At 55.3% G+C, this 16,041-nt stretch carries 14 protein-coding genes and 1 pseudogene; 3 read left to right on the forward strand and 12 right to left on the reverse strand.

Annotated features, from left to right (window positions below; genetic code table 11):
- Positions 1–194 precede the first annotated feature (194 nt).
- Positions 195–4,082: a phosphoribosylformylglycinamidine synthase gene (gene purL, locus OGV79_RS20340; RefSeq protein WP_286468839.1), complete on the reverse strand. Its 3,888-nt coding sequence runs from the start codon at positions 4,080–4,082 to the stop codon at positions 195–197.
- Between the two features lie 267 nt (positions 4,083–4,349).
- Between purL and mltF the strand changes: the two genes are divergently transcribed.
- Positions 4,350–5,897: a membrane-bound lytic murein transglycosylase MltF gene (mltF, locus tag OGV79_RS20345; RefSeq protein ID WP_047461956.1), complete on the forward strand. Its 1,548-nt coding sequence runs from the start codon at positions 4,350–4,352 to the stop codon at positions 5,895–5,897.
- Between the two features lie 36 nt (positions 5,898–5,933).
- On the opposite strand, the gene tadA is transcribed toward mltF, so the two are convergent.
- From tadA to murQ, 4 genes and pseudogenes are all read right to left on the reverse strand, one after another.
- Positions 5,934–6,476, reverse strand: a complete 543-nt coding sequence (tadA, locus tag OGV79_RS20350) for a tRNA adenosine(34) deaminase TadA (protein ID WP_012131222.1) — start codon at positions 6,474–6,476, stop codon at positions 5,934–5,936.
- A 17-nt stretch (positions 6,477–6,493) separates the two neighbouring features.
- On the reverse strand, positions 6,494–7,129 hold the full coding sequence (yfhb, locus tag OGV79_RS20355; RefSeq protein ID WP_286468840.1) for a phosphatidylglycerophosphatase C: 636 nt from the start codon (positions 7,127–7,129) through the stop codon (positions 6,494–6,496).
- A gap of 3 nt (positions 7,130–7,132) precedes the next feature.
- Positions 7,133–7,234: pseudogene (locus OGV79_RS20360) on the reverse strand (PTS transporter subunit EIIC); the annotation flags it as partial.
- Between the two features lies 1 nt (position 7,235).
- Positions 7,236–8,129 (reverse strand): N-acetylmuramic acid 6-phosphate etherase, encoded by an 894-nt coding sequence (gene murQ, locus OGV79_RS20365; RefSeq protein ID WP_286468841.1) that lies wholly within the window; start codon positions 8,127–8,129, stop codon positions 7,236–7,238.
- A 115-nt stretch (positions 8,130–8,244) separates the two neighbouring features.
- Between murQ and OGV79_RS20370 the strand changes: the two genes are divergently transcribed.
- The gene (locus tag OGV79_RS20370; protein ID WP_012131219.1) at positions 8,245–9,093 is read left to right on the forward strand and encodes a MurR/RpiR family transcriptional regulator; all 849 of its coding nucleotides are present in this window, start codon (positions 8,245–8,247) and stop codon (positions 9,091–9,093) included.
- A gap of 55 nt (positions 9,094–9,148) precedes the next feature.
- Entirely contained in the window at positions 9,149–9,409 is a 261-nt protein-coding gene (gene yfhL / locus OGV79_RS20375; protein WP_012131218.1) for a 4Fe-4S dicluster ferredoxin YfhL, read from the forward strand.
- A gap of 71 nt (positions 9,410–9,480) precedes the next feature.
- Here the strand turns inward: yfhL and acpS are convergent, their stop codons facing one another.
- From acpS to lepA, 7 genes are all read right to left on the reverse strand, one after another.
- Positions 9,481–9,861, reverse strand: coding sequence for a holo-ACP synthase (acpS, locus tag OGV79_RS20380; protein WP_012131217.1), 381 nt, complete (start codon positions 9,859–9,861; stop codon positions 9,481–9,483).
- A complete protein-coding gene (pdxJ, locus tag OGV79_RS20385) occupies positions 9,861–10,592 on the reverse strand; it encodes a pyridoxine 5'-phosphate synthase (protein WP_012131216.1) in 732 nt (243 codons plus the stop codon). The genes acpS and pdxJ overlap by 1 nt, the downstream gene beginning before the upstream one ends.
- 11 nt (positions 10,593–10,603) lie before the next feature.
- On the reverse strand, positions 10,604–11,341 hold the full coding sequence (gene recO / locus OGV79_RS20390) for a DNA repair protein RecO (RefSeq protein ID WP_024130108.1): 738 nt from the start codon (positions 11,339–11,341) through the stop codon (positions 10,604–10,606).
- A gap of 11 nt (positions 11,342–11,352) precedes the next feature.
- The gene (gene era, locus OGV79_RS20395) at positions 11,353–12,258 is read right to left on the reverse strand and encodes a GTPase Era (RefSeq protein WP_012131214.1); all 906 of its coding nucleotides are present in this window, start codon (positions 12,256–12,258) and stop codon (positions 11,353–11,355) included.
- Positions 12,255–12,935 (reverse strand): ribonuclease III, encoded by a 681-nt coding sequence (rnc, locus tag OGV79_RS20400; protein ID WP_024130107.1) that lies wholly within the window; start codon positions 12,933–12,935, stop codon positions 12,255–12,257. Before rnc ends, era begins: the two co-directional genes overlap by 4 nt.
- Positions 12,936–13,156: 221 nt before the next feature.
- The gene (gene lepB, locus OGV79_RS20405) at positions 13,157–14,131 is read right to left on the reverse strand and encodes a signal peptidase I (protein WP_286468842.1); all 975 of its coding nucleotides are present in this window, start codon (positions 14,129–14,131) and stop codon (positions 13,157–13,159) included.
- A gap of 15 nt (positions 14,132–14,146) precedes the next feature.
- Positions 14,147–15,946, reverse strand: coding sequence for a translation elongation factor 4 (lepA, locus tag OGV79_RS20410; protein ID WP_047461945.1), 1,800 nt, complete (start codon positions 15,944–15,946; stop codon positions 14,147–14,149).
- Positions 15,947–16,041 lie beyond the last annotated feature (95 nt).

Consider the following 16,041-nt stretch of genomic DNA (forward strand, 5'->3'; position numbering starts at 1 on the left):
AGTTAAATGTCTCCTTTTGGCGACACAAACAATCTGCTGATGTCGGCATTTCCCGACACCTTTATGGTTGATGGCTGGGCAAAAAAAAGCTCCCTTACGGAAGCTTCCTTGCCGGATGGCGGCTTCGCCTTATCCGGCCTACGCGTATGTCCAGGCCCGATAGCGCTTTGCTTATCGGGCCATTTACGTGCGGATTAACCTAACTGCTTACGCGCATTGCGGAAAATACGCATCCACGGGCTGTCTTCGCCCCAGTTTTCCGGGTGCCAGGAGTTGCTGACGGTGCGGAAGACGCGCTCCGGGTGCGGCATCATAATGGTTGCACGACCGTTTTCCGTGGTAACGGCGGTGATGCCATTTGGCGATCCGTTCGGGTTGGCCGGGTAGTTTTCCGTAACCTTACCGAAGTTATCGACATAACGCAGCGCAACCAGACCTTTGCTTTCCAGTCCGGCCAGATGCGCATCGTCACGCACTTCAACGCGTCCTTCACCGTGGGACACCGCGACAGGCATCTGTGAGCCAACCATTCCCTGCAACAGCAGAGACGGGCTTTGGGTCACTTCCACCAGGCTGAAGCGCGCTTCAAAACGGTCAGAATGGTTACGCACAAAACGCGGCCACAGCTCGCTCCCCGGAATCAGTTCACGCAGGTTAGACATCATCTGGCAACCGTTACATACGCCAAGCGCCAGCGTCTGCGGGCGGTGGAAGAACGTTTCGAACTCGTCGCGTACGCGATTGTTGAACAGAATCGATTTCGCCCAGCCTTCACCCGCGCCCAGCACGTCACCGTAAGAGAAACCGCCACAGGCAACCAGCGCCTGGAAATTACCCAGCCCAATACGGCCAGCCAGCAGATCGCTCATATGCACATCAATCGCGTCAAAGCCCGCGCGATGGAACGCCGCCGCCATCTCAACGTGGGAGTTCACGCCCTGTTCGCGCAGTACGGCAACCTTCGGACGCGCGCCGGTAGCAATATACGGCGCGGCGATATCTTCATTGATATCGAACGACAATTTCACGTTCAGACCCGGGTCGGCATCGTTGGTTTTTGCGTCATGTTCCTGATCGGCACATTCCGGGTTGTCGCGCAGGCGCTGCATCTGCCAGGTCGTTTCCGCCCACCAGGTACGAAGCGTGGTGCGGCTTTCGCTGAAGACGACCTGCCCGTTGGATTCAATCACAAAACGGTCGCCGGAAACGGCCTGACCTAAATAGTGTACGCAGTCACTCAGACCGTGCTTCGCCAGCAGCGCCTCGACCGCTTCGCGATCGGCCGCCCGCACCTGAATCACTGCGCCCAGCTCTTCGTTAAACAGCGCCGCCAGGCGATCGTCGCCAGATGTTGCAATATCGACCTGAATACCGCAGTGACCGGTAAAGGCCATCTCGGCAAGCGTGACCAGCAGGCCGCCGTCGGAACGGTCGTGATACGCCAGCAGTTTACGCTGCGCCACCAGCGCCTGAATCGCATCGTAGAAGCCTTTCAACTGTGCCACATCGCGCACGTCTGCCGGTTTGTCGCCCAGTTGACGATACACCTGCGCCAGCGCCGTTGCGCCCAGCGCGTTATGCCCCTGACCCAAATCGATCAGCAGCAGCGCGTTATCTTCGGTCGAGAGCTGCGGCGTGATGGTATGACGCACATCTTCCACGCGGGCAAACGCGGAAATCACCAGCGACAGCGGCGAGGTCATTTCGCGCTGCTCGTTGCCTTCCTGCCAGCGGGTTTTCATCGACATAGAGTCTTTGCCCACCGGAATCGTCAGGCCAAGCTGCGGGCAGAGTTCTTCGCCTACCGCTTTCACCGCGTCATACAGACCGGCATCTTCACCCGGATGACCGGCCGCCGCCATCCAGTTTGCGGACAGCTTGATGCGTTTGATATCGCCAATCTGGGTCGCGGCGATGTTCATCAGCGCTTCGCCAACGGCCAGACGGGCGGAAGCGGCAAAGTCCAGCAGCGCTACCGGCGCACGTTCACCGATAGACATCGCTTCACCGTAGTAGCTGTCGAGGCTGGCGGTGGTCACCGCGCAGTTCGCCACCGGCACCTGCCACGGGCCGACCATCTGATCGCGCGCCACCATACCGGTCACGGTACGGTCGCCAATGGTCACCAGGAATGTTTTCTCCGCCACGGTCGGCAGATGCAGAACCCGTTTAACCGCGTCAGCAATCGTGATATCAGCACGATCCAGCGCATCGCCTTTCGCTGTCAGCGTCTGCACGTCGCGGGTCATTTTCGGCGTTTTACCCAGCAGCACGTCCAGCGGCAGATCGATCGGTTGATTATCGAAATGACGGTCGTTCAGGGACAGATGCTGTTCTTCGGTGGCCTCACCGATCACCGCATACGGCGCGCGCTCACGCTTGCACAACTCATCAAACAGCGGCAACTGGTCGGCGGCCACGGCCAGCACATAACGCTCCTGAGACTCGTTACACCAGATTTCCAGCGGGCTCATGCCCGGCTCATCGCTGAGGATATCGCGCAGCTCAAATTTACCGCCGCGCCCGCCGTCGCTCACCAGCTCCGGCATCGCGTTGGAGAGACCGCCTGCCCCGACGTCGTGAATAAACAGGATCGGGTTAGCATCGCCTAACTGCCAGCAGCGGTCGATCACTTCCTGGCAGCGACGTTCCATTTCCGGGTTATCACGCTGTACGGAGGCAAAGTCGAGCTCCGCATCCGACTGACCAGAAGCCATAGAGGACGCCGCCCCGCCCCCCAGGCCAATGTTCATCGCCGGCCCACCGAGCACGATCAGCTTCGCGCCAACGACGATCTCGCCTTTCTGTACGTGATCGGCGCGGATGTTGCCGATCCCGCCCGCCAGCATGATCGGCTTGTGGTAGCCGCGCAGCTCTTCGCCGTTGTGGCTGTTTACTTTTTCTTCGTAAGTACGGAAGTACCCGTTCAACGCCGGGCGACCAAATTCATTATTAAACGCCGCGCCGCCCAGCGGGCCTTCGGTCATAATGTCCAGCGCGGTAACGATACGCTCTGGTTTACCAAAATCTTCTTCCCACGGCTGCTCAAAGCCCGGAATACACAGGTTAGACACGGAGAAGCCCACCAGACCCGCTTTTGGCTTCGCGCCGCGTCCGGTTGCGCCTTCATCACGAATCTCACCACCGGAACCAGTCGCCGCGCCCGGCCACGGCGAGATCGCCGTCGGGTGGTTATGGGTTTCCACCTTCATCAGGATATGCGCAGGCTCCTGATGGAAGTCATAGCGACCGCTCTCGTGGTCAGCGAAGTAGCGTCCCACGTCAGAACCTTCCATCACCGCCGCGTTATCTTTATAGGCAGACAACACATGATCCGGCGTGGTTTCAAAGGTGTTTTTGATCATCTTAAACAGCGACTTCGGCTGCGGTTTCCCGTCGATAACCCAGTCAGCGTTAAAAATCTTATGGCGACAGTGTTCGGAGTTTGCCTGCGCGAACATATACAGTTCGATATCGTTCGGATTGCGCCCCAGCTTCGTAAAGGCGTCTTGCAGGTAATCAATTTCGTCATCCGCCAGCGCCAGGCCCAGACGCAGGTTGGCGTCAGTCAGCGCCTGACGCCCTTCACCCAGCAGATCCACACTGGCAACCGGCGCAGGCTGGTGATGAACAAACAGTTTTTCCGCATCAGATAAAGAAGAGAACACGGTCTCCATCATCCGGTCGTGCAGTTCAGCGGCAATCGTCTGCCACTGTTCAGCCGTGAGCGTAGCGGCTTCAACGTAGTATGCAACGCCACGCTCCAGGCGGCTTACCTGTTGCAGACCGCAGTTATGGGCGATATCAGTCGCTTTGGAAGACCAGGGGGAGATGGTGCCAGGACGCGGCGTGACCAGCAGCAGCTTTCCTTCAGGGGTATGGCTGCTTAAGCTCGGCCCATATTTCAGCAAACGTGCAAGTTGCGCGTGCTCATCCTCGTTTAAGGGGGCGCTCAGGTCAGCAAAATGGACATACTCAGCGTAAATATTGTGGACCTGAAGATTGGCCGCCTGAAAACGCGCCAGCAGTTTGTTAATACGGAATGCAGACAGTGCAGGCGAACCACGCAGAATTTCCATCATAAGTCTCTCGTCTTCGAAGCGCCTGAGGCGCTTTAAGTGTGCGCAAGGGGGAAAACGGGCGACATTATAAAGAATCTGACGCCCCGACGAAACCGTTTGCGTCGAAATAAAATCGCCGCCTTTTCTTATCATACGGTGCGGCCAATCATTCTAATTAGTTGCCAACTGGCGCATTGTTGCGCAAAATGCCGCACATTCATGATGATTTTAACCCACCAAAATGACATTAGCAGGCTGAGATTACGCACGATTCAGAGAATTAACTAATTGAAAAAATTAAAGATTAATTATCTGTTCATCGGCATATTGACTCTGCTGCTGGCAGCGGCCCTCTGGCCATCAATCCCCTGGTTCGGCAAAGCCGACAATCGTATCGCCGCGATCCAATCGCGGGGAGAGTTACGCGTCTCAACAATAGAGTCGCCGCTGACCTACGCCCGCATTAACGGAAAAAAGTACGGTCTGGATTACGAACTGGCGCAGCAGTTCGCCAGCTATCTTGGCGTAAAGCTGAAAATTACCGTACGCCAGAATATCAGCCAGCTATTTGACGATTTAGATAATGGCAACGCCGATCTGCTGGCGGCAGGACTGGTTTACAACAGCGAGCGCGTGAAGAATTATCAACCCGGCCCGACCTACTATTCCGTTTCGCAACAGCTGGTTTACCGGGTAGGACAATACCGGCCTCGCACGCTGGCCACGGTGAATGAAAACCAGCTCTCTATCGCGCCTGGGCATGTCGTGGTGAATGACTTGCAGGCGCTGAAAGAGACAAAATTTCCCGATCTGAGCTGGAAAGTCGATGACAAAAAAGGGACGGCGGCGCTGCTCAGCGAAGTCATCAGCGGCAATCTGGACTATACCATTGCCGATTCTGTCGCGATCAGCCTGTTCCAGCGCGTACATCCTGAACTGGCCGTCGCGCTGGATGTCACCGATGAGCAGCCTGTCACCTGGTTTAGCCAACTGGACGATGACAACACGCTTTCCGCTGCGCTGCTCGATTTCTTCAACGCTATTAATGAAGACGGCTCACTGGCGCGTATGGAAGAGAAGTATCTGGGGCACGGCGACGATTTTGATTATGTCGATACCCGCACCTTCCTGCGGGCCGTGGACGGCGTACTGCCCGATCTCCAGCCGTTGTTTGAAAAATACGCGCAGGAGATAGACTGGCGCCTGCTGGCCGCAATTTCCTATCAGGAGTCGCACTGGGACCCGCTGGCCACCTCCCCGACGGGCGTTCGCGGTCTGATGATGCTCACCAAAAACACCGCGCAAAGTCTGGGGCTGACGGACCGTACCGATGCGGAACAGAGCATCAGCGGCGGTGTGCGTTATATCCAGGATATGATGGGCAAAGTGCCTGAAACCGTGCCGGAAGAGGAGCGTATCTGGTTTGCGCTCGCCGCCTATAACATGGGTTATGCGCATATGCTTGATGCCCGTGCGTTGACGGTCAAGACCAGGGGCAACCCGGATAGCTGGGCCGATGTAAAACAACGGCTGCCGCTGCTCAGCCAGAAACAATATTACAGCAAGCTGACGTACGGCTATGCGCGCGGGCATGAAGCCTACGCTTATGTGGAAAATATTCGGAAGTATCAGATTAGCCTGGTCGGCTATCTGCAAGAAAAAGAGAAGCAGACGGCAGAAGCGATAAAGCTGGCGCAGGATTACCCGGCAGTGTCTCCGGCCGAGTTTGACACGGAGACATTTCCTTTCTCTTCTTTCTTATCGCAGCCGTCATCGAACTACCTGTCACACTCTCCTTCTTTGCCGTTTTCACTGAAGAAGAAAGACGAAAACTAATCTCACAGGGCTGGACGCTTTCACGCCCTGGCCGCCCTACAACGATTCTTGCGAAGATTTTTTTAGCGCTTTGATCTCCTGGCGACGCATGCGAAAGAAATCACTGAGCAGCGCTGCGCACTCATCGCGTAACACACCTTCGGTGATCTCTACGCGGTGGTTCATGCCCGGATGATGCAATACGTCCATCAGCGACCCTGCCGCGCCGGTTTTCGCGTCGCGAGCGCCAAATACCACCCGCCCAATGCGGCTGTGTACCATTGCTCCCGCGCACATCACGCACGGCTCCAGCGTCACGTAAAGCGTGGTATCCAGCAAACGGTAGTTCTGAAGCACCAGCCCACCCTGACGTAGCGCCATGATTTCAGCGTGCGCAGTGGGATCATGATGACCTATCGGACGGTTCCAGCCTTCGCCAATGACGCGATTGTTATGCACCAATACCGCGCCAACCGGCACTTCACGCTCATCCCAGGCGCGTTTCGCCAGCGTCAACGCATGACGCATCCAGTATTCGTGGCTAAATTCAACATCAGACAAAGGAGACACTCCGGTAATAAAAGCGGGCGCATTATACATGGGCGCTATCGTTAACTCTATTCGAGTTGCTGGAGCTCCCCTCGCGGCGTGACGCGCCAGCGATGCTGGCAAAAATAGAGAAGCGGGTTATCCTGCTTACTGTCGCTGTAGCCGCTGTACAGACGTAACGGCGCACCAATCTGGCGTTCCAGTTGGGCGACCTTCTCGTGCCCCAGACATCGCATAGTCAGCAGCCAGCCGCCGTAGCCACGCCGCATCTGGCTGGCGATCAAGTTCACGCGCGGCAGCCAGAGCGTATCGAAATAGACCTGTTCCACCAGCGATTGCGGAGAGCCGGTAATCAGCCAGATATCAGCGTCAGAGCTTAACAGATAGGTCGTCAGGCGCTCCTGAACAACCGGAAACGCCGTGACGTTATCGCGAAACCAGCGAACGAAATCCGCCTGATGCGCCTTGAGCCGCGCTTCACTGTGACCGAAGGTACAACCCCATAACAGCAGGCTCATCGGCCAACGCGCCGCCCGACCTTCAATCAACAAGCCAATCCCGATAACCGGCAATAACGGCAGCACGAGCAACGCATTCAGCGGCTGGCGACGCAACAGATAACGCAGGAAACTGCCAAACATATCCTGCTGGTGCAACGTACCGTCCAAATCAAAAAATACGACACGACGCTCGTGATTAACCAAACCCTACTCCTCTGGATTGTTGAAGCCCAATAGCCGGGTCAACCGAAACCCGGCGATAATCGTTACCAGATAGACTAACAGATAGAACCTCAATTTTCCGGTAACGTTAGCGTTCTAACGCCGCCCGTAGAAATCCCCGGTGAGCGGACAATTTCGCCCTTGCGTCTTCGGCATTCAGCCCGGTAAGCGCCATCAGAATGGCCGGTTTAACCTCGAAATCTGTCTGCTTAAGCAACGCTTCGGCCTCTTCACGCGTAATCCCGGTAGCCTCAACCACCATCCGGCACGCTCTGTCGACGAGCTTAACGTTGGTGGCTTTCATATCCACCATCAGGTTCTGGTACACCTTGCCGAACTTCACCATCGCCCCGGTGGAGATCATATTGAGCACCAGTTTTTGCGCAGTACCGGATTTCAGTCGCGTCGAACCGGTTAGCGCCTCCGGCCCAACGACCGGCGAGATGGCGATGTCAGCTTCACGCGCGATGGGAGAATCGGGATTACAGGAGATAGCCACCGTGACGCAGCCCACCTGACGCGCGTATTTCAACCCGCCAATGACGTACGGCGTACGACCGGACGCCGCCAGCCCGACAACCAGATCCTGCGCGGTCACGTTAAGCGCCCGGAGATCGTCCTCCCCTAACTGCTGACTGTCTTCCGCGCCTTCCACCGCTTTCAGCAGCGCGCCGGGCCCACCGGCAATCAGCCCGATCACCAGCCCGTGCGGTACGCCAAACGTTGGTGGGCATTCGGAGGCGTCCAGAACGCCAAGGCGTCCGCTGGTGCCTGCGCCCATATAAATAATGCGCCCTCCCGCCTTTAAGGCGTCGGCGGCGGCATCTACCGCGCGGGCAATGTCTGGCAGCGTCTCTTTTACTGCTTGCGCTACAAGCGTATCCTGTTGATTAAAACGATGAACCAGCTCAAGCGTAGGGAGTGCGTCAAGATCCATAGTCTGTGGATTGCGGGTTTCTGAAACTAACGAGCCGAGATTCATTTTTGTTCCTTAGGAATTTTTAATTCATAATAACTATAACAATGGAATATTATATTCTTTCGGGCGAGGGAAAATCTTTTTATGATCCCCGTCATGTTTTTCGCCAGGAGTCCTCATGAACTGTTTGATTCGTATACGTCAGCGTTATCCGGACCTCGCACAAAGCGATAAAAAGCTTGCTGATTATATTCTTGCTCAGCCGGATGATACACGGCATCTCAGCTCACAACAGCTTGCCGTTGAGGCGGGCGTCAGTCAGTCCAGCGTGGTGAAATTCGCGCAGAAACTGGGCTTCAAAGGCTTTCCGGCACTGAAGCTGGCGATCAGCGAAGCGCTGGCCAGCAATCCAAATCCTCACTCTATTCCGGTACATAATCAGATCCGGGGCGACGATCCGATGCGGCTTGTCGGCGAAAAATTGATCGAGGAAAATGTCGCCGCAATGCACGCAACGCTCGATGTTAACAGCGAAGAGAAATTGTTCGAAAGCGTCATGATGCTGCGCAATGCCCGGCGTGTTGTCATAACCGGTATTGGCACATCGGGCCTGGTGGCGCAGAACTTCGCCTGGAAGCTGATGAAGATAGGATTCAATGTCGTCGCCGAACACGATATGCATGCGCTGTTAGCCACCGTGCAGGCGCTGGCGCCGGACGATCTCCTGCTGGCTATCTCCTATAGCGGCGAGCGCAGAGAGTTGAATATGGCGGCGGATGAAACGTTGCGGGTGGGAGGAAAGGTTCTGGCGATCACCGGCTTTACACCGAATGCCCTGCAACAACGCGCCACCCGTTGCCTGTATACGATCGCCGAAGAGCAGGCCACGCGCAGCGCCGCAATCTCCTCTACGCATGCGCAGACGATGTTGACGGATTTGCTCTTTATGGCGCTGGTACAGCAGGATTTGGGGCGCGCGCCAGAGCGTATTCGCCACAGTGAGGCCCTGGTAAAAAAACTGGTCTGAGCAAAGAATGCGCGTATAATGCCCGCCCGGTTTGTGATGTTTTGAGAGTTTCCTGATGGCCCTGTTAATCACTAAAAAGTGTATCAATTGCGATATGTGCGAGCCTGAATGCCCGAATGAGGCGATTTCAATGGGCGACAGCATTTACGAGATTAACAGCGACAAATGCACCGAATGCGTGGGCCATTACGAAACACCGACCTGCCAGAAGGTGTGCCCGATCCCCAATACCATTCTCAAAGACCCGGCGCATGTCGAAACGGAAGAACAGCTGTGGGATAAGTTTGTTCTGATGCATCACGCAGATAAGCTGTAACCCACCCTGATGGAATGACGCCAGGCCGGATGGCGGCGTAAACGCCTTATCCGGCCTACAAAGACCCGAATCTAGCTTTCGATGATCACCGTCGCACAGGCGTAATGACGTTCATCCGCTAATGTCACATGCATATGCGCCACGCCCAGCCTCTCCGCCAGTTTCAACGCCTCGCCCCACAAACGCAAACGCGGTTTACCCAGCTCATCGTTAAACACTTCAAACTGATTGAACGCCAGCCCGTTGCGAATGCCGGTGCCGAACGCTTTTGCCGCCGCCTCTTTTACCGCAAAACGCTTGGCGAGAAAACGCACCGGTTGCTGATGCGTCTCCCAGATAGCCCATTCGTTGTCGCTAAGCACGCGTCTTGCCAGGCGCTCTCCAGAACGGGAGATCACCGCCTCAATGCGGGCGATCTCCACAATATCCGTGCCTAACCCCAGAATCGCCATTAGCCGCGCGCTTCCAGCATCAGGCGTTTCATCTCGGCGACCGCCTCTTTCAGGCCGCTCATGACCGCCCGCCCAATAATGGCATGACCGATGTTCAGTTCATGCATTTCCGGCAGTGCGGCAATGGCCTGCACATTGTGATAGGTCAGGCCATGACCGGCGTTCACTTTCAGCCCCAGGCTTGCCGCAAACGTCGCCGCTTTGGCGATGCGCGCCAGTTCCTGCGCTTGCTCAGCATCCGTTTTGGCATCCGCATAACAGCCGGTATGGATTTCAATGTACGGTGCGCCAACGTCCGCAGCGGCTTTAATCTGTTCTTCATCGGCATCAATGAACAGCGATACCAGAATGCCTGCATCTGCCAGCCGTTTGCAGGCATCACGCATTTTGTCACGCTGACCCGCGACGTCCAGCCCGCCTTCGGTGGTCACTTCCTGACGTTTTTCCGGCACCAGGCAGCAAAAATGCGGCTTCGTCTCAACGGCAATCGCCAGCATCTCTTCAGTCACCGCCATTTCCAGATTCATACGCGTATCCAGCGTCTGGCGCAAAATGCGTACATCACGGTCGGTAATATGGCGACGATCCTCGCGCAGGTGTACGGTTATACCATCCGCCCCCGCCTGCTCGGCGATAAACGCCGCCTGTACCGGGTCGGGGTAAGCAGTACCACGCGCATTACGTAAAGTGGCAATATGGTCAATGTTGACGCCTAACAGTAATTCAGCCATGACAATCCTCGTTAATCATTATTCGTATTTTCTGCCCGCCCTGGCCGTTTCGGCATAAATTGTCGAAACAGTTCCCGGCTTTTTAACGGCTTACCACCAAGATACGGCTTTAGCGCCATGCGGGTAAAGCGTTTCGCCGCGCGCAACGTATCAACATCAGGAAATTCTCGTGCATCCAGCGCTTTCAGATGCCGCCCGGTAAAGGTGCTGTTATCAATGACCACGCTGGCCATGAATCCCTTCTCTTCGCGATAGCGGTAGGTCATGGTGTCATCGACCGTCTCGCCGCTCCCTGCGCAATGCAGAAAATCCACGCCGTAGCCCAGATGCCCCAGCAGGGCGAGTTCGAAACGGCGAAGCGCAGGTTCGGGCGAACCGGTCGCGCCAGCCAGCGACTGAATACAGTTCAGGTAATCAAAAAAGAGTTCAGAGAAGCGCGTTTCGTATTCCAGAACGCGGGAAAGCAGTTCGTTGATGTACAAACCGCTATAAAGCGTGATACCGCTTAAGGGGAGCGCCAGAGAGACCGCTTCAGCGCTGCGTAAGGTTTTCACCTCGCCGCGCCCGCCAAAGCGGAGCAACAGTGGCGTAAAAGGTTGTAATGCGCCTTTCAGACTGGAACGTTTAGAGCGTGCACCTTTGGCAACCAGACGCACACGTCCCGACTCTTCCGTGAAGACGTCCAGCATCAGGCTGGTTTCGCTCCAGGGGCGACTATGCAGGACGAAAGCTCTCTGCCAGCCTTCCACGTAGTGCTAACTCAGAGGTCGTCTACATAACCGAGACTGCGCAGCGCACGCTCGTCATCGGCCCAGCCGGATTTCACTTTCACCCACAGTTCCAGGTGTACCGGCGCTTCGAACATTTCCTGCATGTCTTTTCGCGCTTCGATACCGATGGTCTTGATTTTGGCTCCTTTGTTGCCAATGACCATCTTCTTCTGCCCTTCGCGCTCAACGAGGATCAGGCCGTTAATATCATAACCGCCGCGTTCGTTAGAAACGAAACGTTCAATCTCAACGGTTACGGAATACGGCAGTTCGGCACCGAGGAAACGCATCAGTTTTTCACGGATGATTTCAGACGCCATAAAGCGCTGTGAACGATCGGTGATGTAATCTTCCGGGAAGTGATGAGTCGCTTCTGGCAGGTGCTTACGCACGATACCAGCGATGGTATCCACGTTCATGCCAGTTTCCGCAGAAACAGGCACGATATCGAGGAAGTTCATCTGGCTTGCCAGGAATTGCAGATGCGGCAGCAGATCGGCTTTTTCCTGTACGTTATCCACTTTGTTAACGGCCAGAATGACCGGCGCTTTACCGTCGCGCAGTTTATTCAGCACCATCTCGTCGTCCGGCGTCCAGCGGGTGCCTTCCACGACAAAAATGACCAGCTCAACGTCGCCAATCGAGCTGCTTGCCGCCTTGTTCATCAGGCGGTTGATGGCGCGTTTTTCTTCCATATGCAGCCCCGGCGTATCAACATAGATAGCCTGGTACGCCCCTTCGGTATGGATACCAACGATACGGTGACGCGTGGTCTGCGCTTTACGGGACGTGATCGAGATCTTCTGTCCGAGCAGCTTGTTCAACAGGGTGGATTTGCCTACGTTCGGACGTCCGACGATGGCAATAAATCCGCAATAGCTTTTATCTTCGCTCATTCCAGCTCCAGTTTTTTCAGCGCCTGTTCGGCGGCAGCCTGCTCCGCCTTACGACGGCTCGAACCCGTGCCAACCACCGGTTCACTCAGGCCGCTGACCTGGCAGTGGATAGTAAATTCCTGATCGTGTGCTTCGCCGCGCACCTGCACCACCAGATAAGACGGCAGCGGGAGATGACGACCCTGCAAATATTCCTGCAAACGCGTTTTCGGATCTTTTTGTTTATCGCCCGGGCTGATTTCATTCAGGCGCGTTTGATACCAGTTAAGGATCAACTTCTCGACGGTTTGGATATCGCTGTCGAGAAAAACGCCGCCGATTAACGCTTCTACGGTATCCGCCAGAATAGATTCACGACGGTAGCCGCCGCTTTTCAGTTCACCTGGCCCTAAACGTAAGCATTCACCCAGATCAAATTCACGGGCCAATTCCGCCAGCGTATTGCCGCGCACCAGCGTGGCGCGCATACGACTCATATCACCTTCGTCCACACGCGGGAAGCGGTGATAAAGCGCGTTGGCGATAACAAAGCTCAAAATCGAGTCGCCTAAAAATTCTAAACGCTCATTGTGTTTACTGCTGGCGCTGCGGTGGGTTAATGCCTGCTGCAACAGCTCCTGATGAGTAAAAGTGTAGCCCAGCTTCCGTTGAAGCCGATTAATTACGATGGGGTTCATGCGATACCAATAAATGAATGCGTCAACAATTCAGCACACGAAACAGACCTGAGGAAACCAACGCTGTTTAGTGTGCCGTGGCAACCTGACGGCGCCAACCTAAAACTTCGGGGGAATATTCTATACACAACGACAGGGGATGTCGTTAGTCTGCGGAGATTTATCCAATAAATAATTCATGTTGTCGCCGCAATGACGACAACATGAACGATTATCAGAAATTAATGGATCCCACCAATACGGCTTAAGCGTACGCCGGTCGGCCATTCACCTTCCTGTTTGTCGAAACTCATCCAGATCGCGGTCGCTTTACCAACCAGATTCGCTTCCGGTACAAATCCCCAGTAACGGCTGTCCGCGCTGTTATCGCGGTTATCACCCATCATGAAGTATTGTCCTGGCGGTACGATCCAGGTCGCCAGTTGCTGCCCCGGCTGACGGTAATACATCCCCGCCTGATCCTGTGCGATCGGTACGGTCAGAATACGGTGGGTTACGTCACCCAGTGTCTCTTTGCGCTCCGCCAGACGAATGCCGTTATCTTTCGTTTCGTTTAATGGCACTTCGAAGAACCCACTGCTGGCTTCTCCCCCATTACGGCGGGCAAAGGTCTGCACGAAATCGCTGGGCTGAACGTCGGAGTAAGTCACCGGCAGCGCGTTTTCACATGCCTGACCGGAACGGCACCCTGGCTGTACAGTAACCTCTTTGGCTACCGGATCGTACGTCACTTTGTCACCCGGCAGGCCGACAGCGCGTTTAATGTAGTCCAGGCGCGGATCTTCCGGGTATTTAAAGACCACGATATCACCGCGTTTCGGATGACCCGTTTCAATCAACGTTTTCTGGTAAATCGGATCTTTAATTCCATAGGCGAATTTCTCCACCAGAATAAAGTCACCGATTAACAGCGTCGGCATCATCGAACCCGACGGGATCTGGAAAGGTTCATAGATAAATGAACGCACCACCAGCACAATCGCCAGTACCGGAAAAACCGAAGCCCCTGTTTCCAGCCAGCCCGGCTTAGGCGCCACTTTTTTCAACGTGGCTTTATCCAGTGAATCACCCGTAACGGCCTGTGCCGCTGCCTGACGTTCCCGACGTTTTGGCGCGAAGATAAATTTATCAACGCACCATAAAATGCCCGTCACCAGTGTGGCAATCACCAGAATCAGGGCAAACATATTCGCCATGCCAACTCCTTAGGATTATTTGCTGTCTTTACCGACATGCAGAATGGCGAGGAACGCTTCCTGAGGCAGTTCGACGTTACCGATCTGCTTCATTCGCTTCTTACCTTCTTTCTGTTTCTGTAGCAGCTTTTTCTTACGGCTGATATCACCGCCGTAACACTTGGCCAGAACGTTTTTACGCAACTGCTTCACGGTAGAACGCGCAATAATATGCGTGCCAATCGCCGCCTGAATCGCAATGTCGAACTGCTGACGAGGGATCAGCTCTTTCATCTTCTCCACCAGCTCACGACCACGGCTCTGCGAATTACCACGGTGAGTGATCAGCGCCAGCGCATCGACACGTTCGTTGTTGATCAGCACGTCGACGCGCACCATATCGGACGCCTGGAAGCGCTTGAAGTTATAATCCAGCGACGCATAGCCACGAGACGTTGATTTCAGGCGGTCGAAGAAATCGAGCACCACTTCCGCCATCGGGATTTCATAAGTCAGCGCCACCTGGTTACCGTGGTACACCATGTTGGTCTGGACGCCGCGCTTCTCGACACACAGCGTAATGACGTTGCCCAGGTATGCCTGAGGCAGCAGCATATGACACTCGGCAATCGGCTCGCGCAGTTCATAGATGTTATTCAGCGGCGGCAGCTTGGACGGGCTATCGACATAGATAATCTCTTTCGCCGTGGTTTCCACTTCGTACACAACGGTCGGCGCAGTGGTGATCAGGTCCAGATCGTATTCACGTTCCAGACGCTCCTGAATGATCTCCATGTGCAGCAGACCCAGGAAGCCACAGCGGAAGCCGAAGCCCAGCGCGGTTGAACTTTCCGGCTCGTAGAACAGAGAGGCGTCGTTCAGGCTCAGCTTGCCGAGCGCATCCCTGAAGTTCTCATAGTCATCAGAACTCACCGGGAACAGACCGGCGTATACCTGCGGCTTCACTTTTTTGAAGCCCGGAAGCGCTTTCTCTGCCGGGTTACGCGCCAGCGTTAATGTATCGCCAACCGGGGCGCCATGAATGTCTTTAATTGCGCAAACCAGCCAGCCTACCTCGCCGCACTTCAGTTCGGTACGGTCAATCTGCTTTGGCGTGAAGATCCCCAGACGGTCAGCGTTATAAACCTGCCCGGTGCTCATCACTTTGACTTTGTCGCCTTTACGCATGGTGCCGTTTTTAATACGCACCAGCGACACTACGCCGAGGTAGTTATCGAACCAGGAGTCGATAATCAGCGCTTGCAGCGGGCCTTCTGGATCGCCTTCCGGCGGCGGGATATCGCGCACCAGGCGTTCCAGCACATCCTGTACGCCTACGCCGGTTTTTGCCGAGCAGCGAACGGCATCGGTCGCATCAATGCCAACAATGTCTTCGATCTCTTCAGCCACACGCTCAGGATCGGCGGCTGGCAGGTCAATCTTGTTCAGAACCGGCACCACTTCGAGATCCATTTCCATCGCGGTATAGCAGTTCGCCAGCGTTTGCGCTTCGACGCCCTGCCCGGCGTCAACCACCAGCAGTGCGCCTTCACACGCCGCCAGTGAGCGGGAAACTTCATATGAGAAGTCAACGTGGCCTGGGGTGTCGATAAAGTTCAGTTGATAGGTTTCACCATCAGCCGCTTTGTAATCCAGCGTCACGCTTTGCGCTTTGATAGTAATACCGCGCTCACGCTCAAGATCCATTGAGTCGAGAACCTGCGCTTCCATTTCACGGTCAGACAGGCCACCGCAGATCTGGATAATGCGGTCAGACAGCGTCGATTTACCGTGGTCGATATGAGCAATGATCGAAAAGTTACGTATGTTCTTCATATAGAGTAATTATTGTGCCTTACGCCTGCCTGAGCAGGCTCTTAGAAGTCGCTGTTCTGAGCTTAACGTCTGTTTAACTGAAACGCCGCATTCTA

Origin of the sequence: Citrobacter sp. CK185 (assembly GCF_030333565.1) — a bacterium.
Lineage (GTDB): Bacteria > Pseudomonadota > Gammaproteobacteria > Enterobacterales > Enterobacteriaceae > Citrobacter_B > Citrobacter_B koseri.

Excerpts from the sequence above, each read along its gene's own strand:
- murQ (WP_286468841.1), bottom strand. The coding sequence starts at position 8,129 with ATGAATCTCGGCTCGTTAGTTTCAGAAACCCGCAATCCACAGACTATG.
- pdxJ (WP_012131216.1), bottom strand. The coding sequence starts at position 10,592 with ATGGCTGAATTACTGTTAGGCGTCAACATTGACCATATTGCCACTTTA.
- lepB (WP_286468842.1), bottom strand. The coding sequence starts at position 14,131 with ATGGCGAATATGTTTGCCCTGATTCTGGTGATTGCCACACTGGTGACG.
- acpS (WP_012131217.1), bottom strand. The coding sequence starts at position 9,861 with ATGGCGATTCTGGGGTTAGGCACGGATATTGTGGAGATCGCCCGCATT.
- yfhL (WP_012131218.1), top strand. The coding sequence starts at position 9,149 with ATGGCCCTGTTAATCACTAAAAAGTGTATCAATTGCGATATGTGCGAG.
- rnc (WP_024130107.1), bottom strand. The coding sequence starts at position 12,935 with ATGAACCCCATCGTAATTAATCGGCTTCAACGGAAGCTGGGCTACACT.
- lepA (WP_047461945.1), bottom strand. The coding sequence starts at position 15,946 with ATGAAGAACATACGTAACTTTTCGATCATTGCTCATATCGACCACGGT.
- era (WP_012131214.1), bottom strand. The coding sequence starts at position 12,258 with ATGAGCGAAGATAAAAGCTATTGCGGATTTATTGCCATCGTCGGACGT.
- purL (WP_286468839.1), bottom strand. The coding sequence starts at position 4,082 with ATGATGGAAATTCTGCGTGGTTCGCCTGCACTGTCTGCATTCCGTATT.
- OGV79_RS20370 (WP_012131219.1), top strand. The coding sequence starts at position 8,245 with ATGAACTGTTTGATTCGTATACGTCAGCGTTATCCGGACCTCGCACAA.
- tadA (WP_012131222.1), bottom strand. The coding sequence starts at position 6,476 with ATGTATAATGCGCCCGCTTTTATTACCGGAGTGTCTCCTTTGTCTGAT.